The sequence below is a fragment of the Roseomonas rosulenta genome (genome assembly GCF_016106005.1).
Taxonomy (GTDB): domain Bacteria; phylum Pseudomonadota; class Alphaproteobacteria; order Acetobacterales; family Acetobacteraceae; genus Neoroseomonas; species Neoroseomonas rosulenta.
Map to the genome: position 1 here is coordinate 1 of NZ_JACADR010000116.1, position 13,191 is coordinate 13,191.

13 protein-coding genes and 1 pseudogene are annotated in these 13,191 nt (G+C 69.6%); 7 read left to right on the top strand and 7 right to left on the bottom strand.

Annotated elements, in window-relative coordinates; all coding sequences use genetic code 11:
• The first annotated feature begins 209 nt into the window (after positions 1-209).
• Positions 210-1,058 carry a bile acid:sodium symporter family protein gene (locus HW578_RS14595; protein WP_198371280.1) on the top strand — a complete coding sequence of 283 codons (849 nt, stop codon included), beginning with the start codon at positions 210-212 and terminating at the stop codon, positions 1,056-1,058.
• Between the two features lie 7 nt (positions 1,059-1,065).
• Here HW578_RS14595 and HW578_RS14600 read toward each other — a convergent pair whose 3' ends face one another.
• The 3 genes from HW578_RS14600 to HW578_RS14610 form a co-directional block, all read right to left on the bottom strand.
• Positions 1,066-1,413, bottom strand: coding sequence for a DOPA 4,5-dioxygenase family protein (locus tag HW578_RS14600; RefSeq protein ID WP_198371281.1), 348 nt, complete (start codon positions 1,411-1,413; stop codon positions 1,066-1,068).
• A gap of 2 nt (positions 1,414-1,415) precedes the next feature.
• On the bottom strand, positions 1,416-1,685 hold the full coding sequence (locus HW578_RS14605) for a DUF2312 domain-containing protein (RefSeq protein WP_198371282.1): 270 nt from the start codon (positions 1,683-1,685) through the stop codon (positions 1,416-1,418).
• A 64-nt stretch (positions 1,686-1,749) separates the two neighbouring features.
• Positions 1,750-2,097 carry a DUF1244 domain-containing protein gene (locus HW578_RS14610; RefSeq protein ID WP_198371283.1) on the bottom strand — a complete coding sequence of 116 codons (348 nt, stop codon included), beginning with the start codon at positions 2,095-2,097 and terminating at the stop codon, positions 1,750-1,752.
• A 216-nt stretch (positions 2,098-2,313) separates the two neighbouring features.
• On the opposite strand from HW578_RS14610, the gene HW578_RS14615 reads away from it, so the two are divergent.
• The 3 genes from HW578_RS14615 to HW578_RS14625 all read left to right on the top strand — a co-directional run bounded on the left by HW578_RS14615 (position 2,314) and on the right by HW578_RS14625 (position 7,397).
• A complete protein-coding gene (locus HW578_RS14615) occupies positions 2,314-3,594 on the top strand; it encodes a glycerate kinase type-2 family protein (protein ID WP_198371284.1) in 1,281 nt (426 codons plus the stop codon).
• 429 nt (positions 3,595-4,023) lie between these two features.
• Positions 4,024-5,457, top strand: coding sequence for a pyruvate kinase (pyk, locus tag HW578_RS14620; RefSeq protein ID WP_198371292.1), 1,434 nt, complete (start codon positions 4,024-4,026; stop codon positions 5,455-5,457).
• Between the two features lie 326 nt (positions 5,458-5,783).
• Complete coding sequence (locus HW578_RS14625) at positions 5,784-7,397, top strand: AAA family ATPase (protein WP_198371285.1); 1,614 nt, start codon at positions 5,784-5,786, stop codon at positions 7,395-7,397.
• Positions 7,398-7,639: 242 nt separating this feature from the next.
• Here the strand turns inward: HW578_RS14625 and HW578_RS14630 are convergent, their stop codons facing one another.
• On the bottom strand, positions 7,640-7,930 hold the full coding sequence (locus tag HW578_RS14630; protein WP_198371286.1) for a FitA-like ribbon-helix-helix domain-containing protein: 291 nt from the start codon (positions 7,928-7,930) through the stop codon (positions 7,640-7,642).
• Positions 7,931-8,317: 387 nt separating this feature from the next.
• Between HW578_RS14630 and HW578_RS14635 the strand changes: the two genes are divergently transcribed.
• Together HW578_RS14635 and HW578_RS27880 are read left to right on the top strand one after the other, a co-directional pair.
• Entirely contained in the window at positions 8,318-8,902 is a 585-nt protein-coding gene (locus HW578_RS14635) for a hypothetical protein (protein WP_198371287.1), read from the top strand.
• A gap of 293 nt (positions 8,903-9,195) precedes the next feature.
• A pseudogene (locus HW578_RS27880) lies at positions 9,196-9,414 on the top strand (transposase); the annotation flags it as partial.
• A 420-nt stretch (positions 9,415-9,834) separates the two neighbouring features.
• Here the strand turns inward: HW578_RS27880 and HW578_RS14645 are convergent.
• The 3 genes from HW578_RS14645 to ada form a co-directional block, all read right to left on the bottom strand.
• Entirely contained in the window at positions 9,835-10,605 is a 771-nt protein-coding gene (locus HW578_RS14645; RefSeq protein WP_198371288.1) for an Npun_F0296 family exosortase-dependent surface protein, read from the bottom strand.
• A gap of 106 nt (positions 10,606-10,711) precedes the next feature.
• Positions 10,712-11,683: a Bug family tripartite tricarboxylate transporter substrate binding protein gene (locus HW578_RS14650; protein ID WP_198371289.1), complete on the bottom strand. Its 972-nt coding sequence runs from the start codon at positions 11,681-11,683 to the stop codon at positions 10,712-10,714.
• Positions 11,684-11,780: 97 nt separating this feature from the next.
• A complete protein-coding gene (gene ada, locus HW578_RS14655; protein WP_198371290.1) occupies positions 11,781-12,839 on the bottom strand; it encodes a bifunctional DNA-binding transcriptional regulator/O6-methylguanine-DNA methyltransferase Ada in 1,059 nt (352 codons plus the stop codon).
• On the opposite strand from ada, the gene HW578_RS14660 reads away from it, so the two are divergent.
• Positions 12,838-13,119, top strand: coding sequence for a hypothetical protein (locus HW578_RS14660; RefSeq protein ID WP_198371291.1), 282 nt, complete (start codon positions 12,838-12,840; stop codon positions 13,117-13,119). The two genes, ada and HW578_RS14660, sit on opposite strands and share 2 nt — an antisense overlap.
• Positions 13,120-13,191: the final 72 nt, after the last annotated feature.

Below are 13,191 nucleotides of genomic sequence, written 5' to 3' on the forward strand. Positions count from 1 at the left end.
GCACCCGGCGAAGCCGCAGCGCGCCTGGACGCGCCACGGCCCGGTGAGGAAGCGCCGCGTGGTCCCGCGCCGGGCCGAAGCCTCCGCCCGCGCCGCGCGGCGGTCAAGGCGGCGCCCCGGGCCGGGTGGGGTCTGGACACGGCCCCCGCGCGGGCCGATCTGCACCCCCGTGCAGACGCCCAGGCCGGGTGCTGCCCCGAGGCCTTGCGATGGGTGTCACGACCGAGATCCTGCTGCCGCTCGCGCTCTTCGCGATCATGTTCACCCTCGGCCTCGGCCTTGGCCTGGCGGATTTCCGGCGCATCGCGGCGCAGCCACGCGACGTGCTGGCCGGTCTGGTGTCGCAGGTCCTGCTGCTGCCCGCCGTCGCCTTCGCCATCGCGCTGATCTGGTCGCCGGCGCCGGCACTCGCGGTCGGGCTGATGATCATCGCCGCCGCGCCGGGCGGCGTGACCTCGAACCTGCTGACGCGCTACGCCGGCGGCGATGTCGCGCTCTCGGTCACGCTGACGGCGATCACCAGTCTCGCCGCCATGGTCACCGTGCCGCTCGTGGTGTTCGTGGCGCTCGAGCACTTCGCCGGGGCCGGCGCCGCGGCGGAGATGTCGATGGCGGGCATCGCGCTGCGCATGTTCGGCATCGTGGTGGTGCCGGTCGTGCTCGGCATGGCGCTGCGGGCCGTGCGGCCGGCGCTGGCGGCGCGGTGGCTGCCGCGGGCGGAGGCGCTCTCGGGCGTGCTCTTCGTGCTGGTGCTCGCCGCCGCGATCTGGGCGGAGCGGCAGAACATCGCGACCTCCTTCGCCGCCGCGGGCCTGGCGGCGCTGGCGCTGAACCTCGCCATGATGGCGATCGCCTTCTGGGGCACGGCGGCGATGGGCTGCGCGCGGCCGCAGCGCATCGCGCTGTCGCTGGAATGCGGGCTGCAGAACGGCACGCTGGCGATCGCGGTGGTGGCCGCACTCGGACTCGACCCGGCCCATGCGCTGCCGGCAGCGATCTACAGCCTGCTGATGTTCGCGACGGCGCTCGTCTTCGTGGCGGCGGTCCGGCGCGCCTGACGCCCCGTCACTCCGGCAGCCGCGCGATGTCGAGCGGCAGCACCGCTCCCATCCAGACCGCGTGGTGCGCATGATCGGCGCGCTGCCGTCCGGTGTCGGGATGCACCAGCACCGCCAGCCCCTCCCGGTTCAGCGCGAGGAACGGCACCAGCGTCGGGAACAGCGCGGGCGGGAACGCCACCTGGTACATCGCCTGCGGATGCGGGCCGACCGGCACGTCGTGCCAGCGCCCCAGCACCGCCTCGGGGAAGGCTTGCGCGATGCCCTCGCGCAGACGCGCCGCGGCGTCACGCGTGGCGGCATCGAAATACACATGCGCATGCCAGCCCGTGATGGCGTCGGGCGGCACGAACATGCTCACATCCCCAGCGCGCGGCGATAGAGGTCGAGCAGCGTCTCCTGCTCCTCGACATCCGCGGGTTCCTGCTTGCGGATGCGCAGGATCTGGCGGATCACCTTCACGTCGAAGCCGGCCGACTTCGCCTCCGCCATGATGTCCTTGATGTCGGAGGAGAGCGCCTTCTTCTCCTCCTCGAGCCGCTCGACGCGCTCGATGATGGAGCGCAGCCGGTCGGCCGCGATGCCGCCGACCTCGGTGTCGTCGTTCTTCGTCGCTGCCTGTGACATGGCCCTGCCCGTGGTTTGAAGGGAGGCGGGCTTAGCCTTCGGGGTGCGCGCCATCAATCCCCCCTCAATGGCCGGGGTTGGCGGCGGCGAAGGTGGCCTTCTGTTCCGCGCTCGCTTCCTTCTGGTGCTGCGCCTGCCAGTCCTTGTAGGGCATGCCGTACAGCGCCTCACGCGCCGCCGGCGTCTCGAGCGCCACGCCGCGATCGGCGGCGGCTTCCTGGAACCAGCGCGACAGGCAGTTCCGGCAGAAGCCGGCCAGGTTCATCATGTCGATGTTCTGCACGTCGGTGCGCTCGCGCAGGTGCTGCACCAGCTTGCGGAAGGCCGCGGCCTCGATGCTCTCGCGCAGCGCGGGGTCGATCGTGGCGGCGGCGCCGAGGGCAAGGTCGGCTTCCTTCATGGGCGCGGGCATGGGCGTGGCTCCTGCGATGCTCCCGCCAAAGATGCGCCTGCGCGCGGCGCGATCAAGCGGGGCGTGCAGGCGGGCACCGGCGGCTGCCACCCCCGGTTCGCGCACGCCAGCGCCGCGCCGTCGCGCCACGACGCGCACGCCCACCGACCAACGGCACCGCCCGGCTTGATGGCACGATGCCCGTGCCCCACCCTGGGCGCGGGAGATCGCCGCCGCATGACCATGACCGATGCCGCCGCCCGCGCGGCTCTCCGCCGCCTGTTCGACGCCGCGGTGGCCAGCGCCGATCCGCGCGCGGTGCTGGCCCGCCACCTGCCCGAACGCCCCGCCGGGCGCGTGCTGGTGCTGGGCGCGGGCAAGTCCGCCGCCGTCATGGCCGCCGCGGTCGAATCCGCCTGGCCCGATGTGCCCCTGCGCGGGCTGGTCGTCACCCGCTACGGCCACGGCCACCCCACGCGCCATATCGAGGTCGCCGAGGCCGCCCACCCCGTGCCCGACGAGGCAGGTGCGGCCGCCGCGCGCCGCATGCTGGCCCTCGCGCAGGCCGCCGGGCCCGGCGAGCTGGTGCTGTTCCTGGTCTCCGGCGGCGGCTCCTCGCTGACCACCCTGCCCGCCCCGGGCCTGAGCCTGCCCGACCTGATCGCGGTGAACCGCGCGCTGCTGGCCTCGGGGGCCACGATCCACGAGATGAACTGCATCCGCCGCCATCTCTCGGCGTTCTCCGGCGGGCGCCTGGCGGCGGCCGCGCACCCGGCGCGGGTGGTCACGCTGGCCATCTCCGACGTGCCGGGCGACGACCCGACCGTGATCGCCTCCGGCCCCACCGTGCCCGACCCCTCGACCTTCGCGCAGGCCCGCGCGCTGGTCGCGCATTACCGCATGGCCCTGCCGGAGGCGGTGATGGCGCATCTCGCCGCCGGCGCCGAGGAATCCCCCAAGCCCGGCGACCCGCGCCTGCCCACGCCCGACTACCGCTTCATCGCCACGCCGCTGATGGCGCTCGACGCCGCCGCCGCCGAGGCCCGCGCGCTCGGCCTCGCCCCCCTCATCCTCGGCGATGCGCTGGAAGGCGAGGCGCGCGAGCTCGGCACCGCGCTGGCCGGCATCGCGCTCTCGGCCCGCGCGCATGGCCACCCCCTGCCCGCGCCCTGCGTGCTGCTCTCGGGCGGGGAGACAACCGTGACCCTGCGCACCGAAACCCCTGGCCGCGGCGGGCGCAACGGCGAATGCCTGCTCGGCTGCACGCTGGCGCTGGCCGGCGCGCCGGGCACCTGGGCGCTCATGGCCGATACCGACGGCATCGACGGGTCGGAGGCCAATGCCGGCGCCATCGCCACGCCCGACACCCTGGCCCGCGCCCGCGCCGCCGGCCTCGACCCGCGGGCGCTGCTGGCCGGGCACGACAGCCACCGGCTCTTTGCCACGCTGGGCGACCTGGTCACCACCGGCCCGACGCTGACCAACGTGAACGACTTCCGCGCCATCCTGGTGGCCTGACCCGGGGCCGCGAAGCCTGGCCCTGGCCATGCCGCGGGGCCTGCGTCCCGCGCGCCCTTCGCCGATCCGCCCGCGACGAAGCGCCCCGGCCCGCGCAAGCCGGTCCGCAGCGCGCCCACCCGGCCCGGCTGCCGCACTGCAAGCCTTCGCTTACATATGCTAAGCCAGAAAACTGTCATGCACCGGCGGGCTTATCCTGTATAAGCTAAAGCCATGCGCGACCCTGCCCTTGAAGAAATCTTCGCCCGCCGCGGCGCCATCACCCGCATCGCCAGCGAGCTCGGCATCTCCACCGCCGCCGTCTCCCAATGGCGCCGCGTGCCCGATGACCGCGTGACCGATGTCGCCCGCATCCTGGGCCTGGCACCGGAGGCGATCCGCCCGGACCTCTCCGCCCCGCCGCCGCCGAAACCCGAAGGACTTCCCCGCATGGCCACGCGCCCCGCGCTGCGCCGCCGCCGCCGCACCAAGGTGATCGCCACGCTCGGCCCGGCCTCCGCCACCGTCGAGATCATCGAACGCCTGTTCCGCGCCGGCGCCGATGTGTTCCGCCTCAACTTCTCCCATGGCAGCCACGAGGACCACGCCGCGCGCATCGCCATGATCCGCGAGGTGGAACGCAAGGTCGGCCGCCCCATCGGCATCCTGGCCGATGTGCAGGGCCCGAAGCTGCGCGTGGGCCGCTTCCAGGCCGGGCGCGTCACGCTGCAGACCGGCCAGCCCTTCCGGCTCGACCTCAACCCCTCGCCCGGCGACGTGCGGCGGGTGAACCTGCCGCATCCCGAGATCATCGCCGCCGCGCAGATCGGCACCTCCCTGCTGCTGGACGACGGCAAGCTGCGCCTGCGCGTCACCCATGTCCGCCCCGACCACCTGGAGACCACGGTCGTGGTCGGCGGCCCGCTGTCCGACCGCAAGGGCGTCAACGTGCCCGACGTGGCCCTGCCCATCCCCGCGCTGACCGAGAAGGACCGCGCCGACCTCGACTTCGTCCTGCCGCTCGGGATCGAATACATCGGACTGTCCTTCGTCCAGCGGCCCGAGGACGTGGCCGAGACGCAACGCATCGCCGCCGGCCGCGCCTGGGTGATGGTGAAGATGGAAAAGCCCCAGGCGGTCGAGAACCTGGATGGCATCCTGGCCCTGTGCGACTGCGTCATGGTCGCGCGCGGGGACCTCGGCGTGGAACTGCCGCCCGAGGAAGTGCCCCTGGTGCAGAAGCGCATCGTCCGCGCCGCCCGCGCGCTGGGCAAGCCGGTGGTGGTCGCGACCCAGATGCTGGAGAGCATGATCACCGCCCCCAGCCCCACCCGCGCCGAGGTGAGCGACGTGGGCACCGCGGTCTTCGACGGGGCGGATGCGGTGATGCTGTCGGCCGAGACCGCCGCCGGCCAATACCCCTACGAGGCGGTGAACATGATGGACCGCATCGTGGCGCGGGTGGAGCAGGACCCGGATTGGCGGCGGCTGACCGATGCCTCCCGCCCCGCGCCCGAGCGCACCAGCGCGGGGGCGATCAGCACCGCCGCGCGCCAGGTGGCCGAGACGATCGACGCCGAGGTGATCGCGACCTTCTCCTCGACCGGATCGACCACGCTGCGGGTGGCGCGGGAGCGGCCGGGCTGCCCGATCCTGGGGCTGACGTCATCCGGCGTGACGGCGCGGCGGATGGCGGTGATCTGGGGGGTGCATCCGCTGGAGGTCTCGGAGATCCACTCGATGACCGAGATGGTGGCGCGCGCGGTGCGCGCGGCACAGCACGAGGGGTTCGCGAAGACGGGGGATGAGGTGGTGGTGACGGCGGGGGTGCCGTTCGGGACGCCGGGGACCACCAACGCACTGCGGGTCGCCGTCGTGAAGTGAGCAGCAGGGGCGCCGCCCCTGCACCCCGGCAGAAAACTTAGTTTCCTGCACCTTCCCGCGACCATGGGGCCGCGCATGTGCGATGACTCTGCCCGCGTCCTCACACCGCCATTCCCTCGCCAAAAATCAGCGTCGCACCTCCGACATATATGTCTAAGTGCGCGCTTAAATATTCACGACAATCTTGCTCACGGTTGAAGCGAACACTACGATGGTCCAGGCGAACTTGGCCGGCTCGAACTAAGTGCGGAGTAAATGCAGCGAATCGGTGGGTGAGCTAGATCCGATGACGAGCTCGATCCAAAATTAGCTTGGAAATCCAGATCATGCCCGACAGCTTTACTTTAAATTTTCCACTTTCCGGCGGAGAAAGCTGGAATAAATCCCTGAATATAGGAGAAATATTATTTGTTCTTGGCGCAAATGGCGCGGGGAAATCGAGCTTAGTGTCACGCTTTTTCCAAAGTAATGGCAAAAATGCGAAGCGGATATCAGCGCATCGCCAAACTTGGTTTACATCAAACGCACTCGATATTACGCCACAAACGCGCGATAACTTAGAACGCAACATACGCGCGCAAGATCAACAGGCACATGCCAGATACCAACAGCACTATGCGGCCGAGCGCGCGGGCGTTGCAATTTATGATCTGATCGATTCTGATACAATGTTGGAACGTGCGATCGCCAGCCTCGTCAGGGCAGGCGACTTGGCCGCCGCCGAAGAGAAAGCGAAGATTCCAAGTCCTCTCAACGTTATCAATGAATTGATGCGCCTATCAAATATTCCTATCGAAATCAGTTTGGCAGATCGCCAGAAGATCGTTGCGCGCCGCAATAACGGGGATCCGTATAGCGTTGCTGAGCTTTCCGATGGAGAAAGAAATGGATTCTTGATTGCAGCTGATGTTTTAACTGCTCCACCTAATAGTCTTTTGATTATTGACGAACCTGAGCGACACCTTCATCGATCGATTGTTTCTCCGCTCCTCACTCTCCTTTTCCAGAAGCGCGCCGAATGTGCCTTTATAGTCTCTACACACGAATTAATGCTTCCTATCGATAACCCCGGATCACACAGCCTCCTGGTTCGGTCCTGTTCCTACCGTGGGTCAGAATTGCAAAGTTGGTCCGCAGATCTTTTGGAATCACAGACCGACGTCGATGACGATATAAAGCGCGACATTCTTGGAGCAAGACAAAAAATTATATTCGTCGAAGGCACGACGCAGAGCCTTGATACTACGCTGTACAGCCTAGTATTTCCTCAAGTCTCGATGTTGCCCAAATCAAGCTGCCGTGATGTTGAACACGCTGTTCGCGGATTACGCGAGGCGAAAGAATTACATTGGGTTCAAGCTTGGGGAATTGTGGATAATGATCGCCGTTCGCCTGAAGATATAGAGCGTCTTCAAGCCCTAGGTGTTCATGCACTTTCTCATTTCTCAGTTGAGTCGATATATTTTCATACCAAACTAATTCATCGAATTGCTCAGCGGCAGGCTGGCGTCACGGGAGAAGATTCGCGACAAATATTTGATCGCGCAGTCAATGATGCAATCGAAGCGGTCAAGAGTCATCGCGAGTATTTGATTGAAAACGCGACCACACGCTTGGTACGCCACGATATTTTCAGCAAAATTCCCAATAAAGAAGAAACACGCAACAATTCATCAATAGATATTCGTATTGATGTCGAGAATATACGCATCTCTGAACACATGATGATCGAAAAATTAATCCAAGATCGTGACCTTGACGGTATTCTACAGCGCTATCCTTTACGTGAAAGTCCCGCGCTCACCCGGATTGCGGCAGCTGTAGGATTGAACCGAAAAAAATATGAGTCTGCTGTTCGAAAGCTTATCCAGGATGATCATGAAGCGCTAGATTTCGTGAGATCTTTATTCGGAAAATTACTTGCGGAAGTTATTGAATGACATCTCGGAATTCATTGAAATTTAGTCTTCCGTCAGACCAAAAATGCTGTTCCTATGGAGCGGAGGTAGTAACCACCCCACTCCTTCGCCCGGAACGCGCTCACATGCCGCGTCACCAGCGTAAACGCCCGCGCCACCTCGCGTAGCGCGCCCACGCCAAACAGCGTCTCCGCGACCATTGAAGAGTGGCTCCGCTGCTTGCGCGTCGAGCTATGGGGGCACCCTTGCACCCGACGCCGGCTTCATCCCTTCCGATACCACATCTGTATCCAGCAGGATCGTGCGAACCGCATCGGCTCCGCCGGCTGCCGCCCGCGCCCGTCCTCCAGCGCGTCGACATCCTCGTTGGTCAGCCTGATCCGCCGGCTCCGTTCCGCCATGGCCGACCCCAGCCGCAACCGATCCTTCGGCCGCACCGCCTCATCCAGGATCGCCCGCATCTCCGCCGCCGTGCTGCACCCATGCCGCGCCGCGCGCAGCTTCAGCGCCCGATGCGTCTCCTCCGACAGGTTCCGGATCGTCACCACAGCCACGACGGCACCTCACCCACACCGATAGCGTCGCCACCGACCTACCCAATCCGCCATCACCCCTTCAAGCCCGCCCCCAACCACCCGCTGCGCGCCACCGCCCTCCGCATTTTCCGCGCCCTCCGCCGCGCGGTCCACATCCCGCGCCCCTCGCCTCGCAGCGCCGCGTTTGTTCTTGATCGGATCGGAGCCCCGGTCCTAGCCTCTCCCCCGGTCGTCGCTGACTGGAAACGCCCAGCGCCCGCCTGAGCGGCCCCCCGAGACGGCTATGCGTTGTGGTCTACGCGGGCCGGCCGAAGTGCCGGCGACGGATCCGCGGCCGCGAACGGCCCCGGATCGCCGCCGAGCGCTGCCGCAGCAACGGGAAGACCCAAGCAACGGGGAAGACCCATGCCATTCTCGGCTCACCTCCTGCGCTATTCGGGCGTCGCGATCGCAGCTGCCCTCGCCCTGCCCGCCGCGTCGCAATCGCCGCCCACCGGCGCCGAACGCGACACCATGATCCAGAGCGCGCTGAGCGCCGCGCCGCCCACCCTGCGCGATACCGTCCGCGTGGCGGACTGGAACGGGAACACCCTGCGCGAAGGGCCGGCGGGCTTCACCTGCCTGCCGGCACCGCCCGGCCTTGCCGGCCCCATGTGCGTGGACGAGGTCTGGATGGCCTGGATCCAGGCCTGGTCCTCCAAGGCGCCCTTCACCCCGTCCCGCGTCGGGCTCGCCTACATGATGGCGGGCGACAGCGCGACCGGCGGCGCCAGCAACATCGACCCCTTCGCGACGACGCCGAGCGCGACCAACGACTGGATGGTCGAAGGCCCGCACGTCATGATCCTGACCCCCGACCGCGCCACGCTCGACGCGATCGGGCCGCACCACCACGGCGGCGGGCCTTACGTGATGTGGGCCGGGACGCCCTACGCCCACATCATGATGCCGGTCGGTCCGCGACCCGCGCAGCGCAGCGCCGCTCGGTAAGGGCTGTCAGCCTGCGCTGCCATTGCGCACGACGCCGGCCAGGCCGGCCGGCGTCGTCGGGCGAACGGGGCGGGGCGCCTTGGCCGGCGGATCGGGGTGCCGCGGCTGCCGGAGGCCGGCACCGCCCACGATCCGCCGCCTTCGGTGGGCCCGAGCGAGCCTCGCCATCGCCGCCACATGCGTCGCCCCCGGCAGCCCGGCCTGCCTGAACGCGGCGCTGCGTGACCGGCTCGCCCGCCACATCGCACCGGATGGCGCTTGAGGAACGGACTTTTATCCTATATCATGAGCGGATGACCCCCACCCCCCTCACCCCCCTCCAATTCTCCGCCCTCCTCCCCTACCTCCTCCCCCGCTCCCCCGCCGGCCGCTCCATCGGCAACCTCCGCGCCCGCATGGACGCCATATTCTCCCTCGCCTGCACCACCGACCCCTGGCGCGCCATCCCGGCCCATCACGGCAAGCCCGACACCATCTCCCGCTACTTCCGCCGCCTCACCCATGCCGGGTTGTGGGAGAAGCTGCTCGAAGCCCTCAAGGACAACTCTCCCAACCACCCGCTCAACACCATCGCGCCCATGATCTTCCGCGCCTGCCGCCGCGCCGTCCGGATCCGGGGCCTCCCCTTCATCGCCCTCATCCGCCGCCTCGGCTTCCTCCAGGCGCTGAACGGCCCGCCCTCCAAGCTCCCCGACCCCGATTTGTCCGAAAACATGGCGCGCGCCATCCGGCTGCCGCGGCCATCCATCGCCGCCGGCGCCACCGCCGCCTATCGCGGCCTGATCCAGGCGCTCAGGCGCCTGCACCGCCGCGCCGGAGGGATCAGGCAGATCCCGCGCGCCACCGCCCGAATACGGCAAGAGGCGCCGGCTTCACGCCGGCGCCCCTGCCGGGCGCATCCAGGGGGCCGGGGGCGGCCCGCTTGTAACGCCTCAGCCCGCGCGGCGCTTCGCCCGCGCCGCCGCACCGAGCCCGAGCAGACCCAGGCCGAGCAGCGCCAGGCTCGCCGGCTCCGGGATCGGCGTGCGGCTCAGCGCCACGTTGTCGAACTCGAACGCATACTGCGAACTGGTCGCCACGACCTTGTTGAAGGCCACGTCGGAGGAGATGTTGACATAGAGCGTGCCGTTCACGCCCTGATCGCCATTCGGGCTCGCCACCACCTGCGCGCCAGTGACGGAACCGACCAGCGTATTGCCGTTGTAGAAGGTCAGGGTGTTGTAGTCGTCCACCGACCCCCACAGCAGCCCGAAATACTGCGCGAGGAAGGGCAGGTTCAGCGTCACTGCCGCACCGGCCGTCGCCCCGGTCGAACCCGAGGTCAGGTAGGTCGTCGTATCCACCCCGTTCGGCTGGTTGGGCGAACCGAAGCCCGCGCCATTGCCGCCCGACAGGAAGGGCGCGGCATACTGCCCGCCGACGGCGCCCTGCACCGCCTGCGCATTCGGCGCGAAGCTCACCGAGATCCCGCTGCCGAGCGCGCCGCCGCCGGTGCCCAGTGGCAGCGCGTTGAAGTTCTCCAGCACCGCGCCCGTGGGCGCGCCGCCGACCGACCCGCTGACCACCAGCGCCGCCGAGGCCGGCGTGGCGCCGATCGCGAAGGCCGCGACCCCTGCGAGAAGAAGCTTCTGAACCGGATGCATGCGCAACTCCCAGATCGACCGCGTCGGATGACGCCCGACCCAGTCATTTGCATGCGTCATGCCAATGAATTTTTCTCTGTTTTTTCAGGCATTTGCGCACCCCGCCCCACGCCGCGGGGCAAAGCTGTCAAGTTTTCCGACACCGCGCGGGCGCGCCCCCACCCCGCTACTCCGGCCGCACCCCCGCCGCGCGCAGCACCGCCACCGACTGGTCCACCTGGCCACGCAGGAAGGCGCGCACCGCCTCGGGCGTGTCGAAGCCCGGCCGCAGTTCCTCGCCAAGTGCGGCGAGCCTCTCCCGGTTCTGCGCCAGCCCCGCCTGGAAGGCCGCGGACAGCGCCGCCAGGATCGGTGCGGGGGTCGCCGCCGGGGCCGCCGCCACCCGCCAGTTCTCGAAGACGAAGCCGGGCAGCCCCGCCTCGGAGGGCGTGGGCACCTCCGGCAGCAGCGCGTTGCGGCGCTCCACCGTCAGCGCGATGGCCTTCATGGTCCCGGCGCGGATGTGCTCGAGGCTCGCGGAGGCAGACAGGATCGTCATCTGCGCCTCCCCGCCCACCACCGCGAGCGCGGCCGGCGCGCCGCCGCGGTAATGCACCATCTCCATCTGCACCCCCGCCGTGGTGCGCAGGATCTCGGCGGCGATGTGGACCGGGCCGCCCACCCCGGTGGTCGCCATGTTCAGCCGGCCGGGCTGCGCCCGCATCAGCGCCAGCAGCTCCTGCAGGTTGTTGGCCGGCACCCGTGCATTCACCGACAGGATCAGGGGCGCGAACACCAGCACGCCGATGCCGGCGAAGTCGGTCACCGGGTCATAGGGCAGGCGCGCGATCAGCGCGGGGGCCACGCCATGCGCGCTGTCATTGACCAGGATAGTGTGGCCATCGGGCGCGGCCTTGGCCACCAGGTCGGCGCCGATCGACCCACCGGCGCCGGTGCGGTTCTCGACCACCAGGGGCTGGCCGAGCGCGGCCTGCACCGGGTCGGACATCATGCGCGTGAGCACGTCGGTCGGCCCGCCGGCGGTGAAGGGCACGATGGCGCGGATCGGCCGGCTGGGCCGCCACGCCTGCGCCCGGGCGGCGGCGGGCAGGGCAAGGGTGGCGGTGGCGGCAACGAGGGCGCGGCGGCGGAGCATCATGCGTGTCTCTCCCTGTGGCGCGGCGCTCATCCCGGCGCCGTGATGACACAGGTATACGGCCCCGCGCCGCGGTGGGCGATGGTTTCGCGCGGCAGGCTCAGCGCGCGCGGGCCTTCGCCTCGCCCGCCAGCAGCGCCCGCTTGCGCCCCACCCCCCAGCGATACCCGGTCAGGTCGCCATCCTTGCCCACCACGCGGTGGCAGGGCACGGCGATCGAGACCTTGTTCTGCGCGCAGGCCCGCGCCACCGCGCGCGTCGCCGCCGGCATGCCCATCTCGGCGGCGAGGCCGGAATAGGTGCGCGTCTCGCCGAGCGGGATCGCCCGCAGCGCCTCCCACACCCGTCTCTGGAAGGCGGTGCCCCGCAGGTCGAGCGGCAGGTCGAGCGCGGCGCGCGGTTCCGCCACATAGGCCACGACCTGGCGCACCGCATCCGCCAGGGCATCCGGTGCGTCCTCGATGCGGGCGCGGGGAAAGCGGGCCATGACGTCGCCGCGCAGCGCCTGCTCATCCTCGCCGAAGCCGATGAAGCAGATGCCGGCATCGGTCGCGCCGACCATCAGCGGGCCCATCGCGCTCTCGGCCAGCGCTACGCGGATCACCTCGCCCGCGCCGCCGCGCCGGGCCGCGCCGGGCGTCATGCCCAGCACCCTGCCCGGGGCCTCGTACACCCGGCTTTCCGAGCCGAAGCCCGCGCCGGCCACGGCATCGGCGACGCGCTCCCCCGCCGCGAGCGCTGCGGCCAGGCGGCGCGCGCGCACGCTCTCGGCGAAGGATCGCGGGGTGACGCCGGTCACCTCCCGGAACAGGCGGAGGAAGTGGTGCCGCGCGTAGCCCGCCCGCGCTGCGAGCGCGGCGAGCGAGGGGATGGTCTCGCTCGCCTCGATCATGTCGCAGGCGGCGCGGATGGCGGCGGCGTGGATCGCGGCGCGCTCGCCCTTCGGGTCGCAGCGGCGGCAGGCACGGAAGCCGGCGGCCTCGGCGGCGGCGGCATCGGGAAAGAAGCGCGTGTTGCGCCGGAGCGGCGGGCGCGAGGGACAGCCCGGGCGGCAGAACACCCCCTGGGTGGTGACCGCATAGAGGAAGGCGTCGGAGGGCTCGCGCGCCAGCACGGCGGCCCAGCGGGCGGCATCGGGGTCGGGGAGCGTGTCGGGCATGGGGATGTGTCGCATGGGGCGCGGCGCGGCGGCCATCCGGGCGTTGCGCCGGCGCGCGGCGGCCGAGGGCGCGCTGGCAGAATACGACTTCGACGACGGCAACCGCCACCGCTTCGATACTGGCGTGGTGGCGCTGCATGTCGCGCTTGGCACCAGGCGCGCCGGCGGGCGCCACGCCATCGAGGCCTTCGCCCCGCCCATCTTCTTGGCCGAGGCCCCGGCGCTGGCGGCGATCCGCGCCGCCCTGCCGGACGCCCCGCGTGGGGCCCGGCGCGCCTGACGCGGCACGACGCTCAGGTCGCGTCGCCCTCCGCCTTGCGGCGCAGCTCGCGCAGCCGCTCGGCCCCGCCGC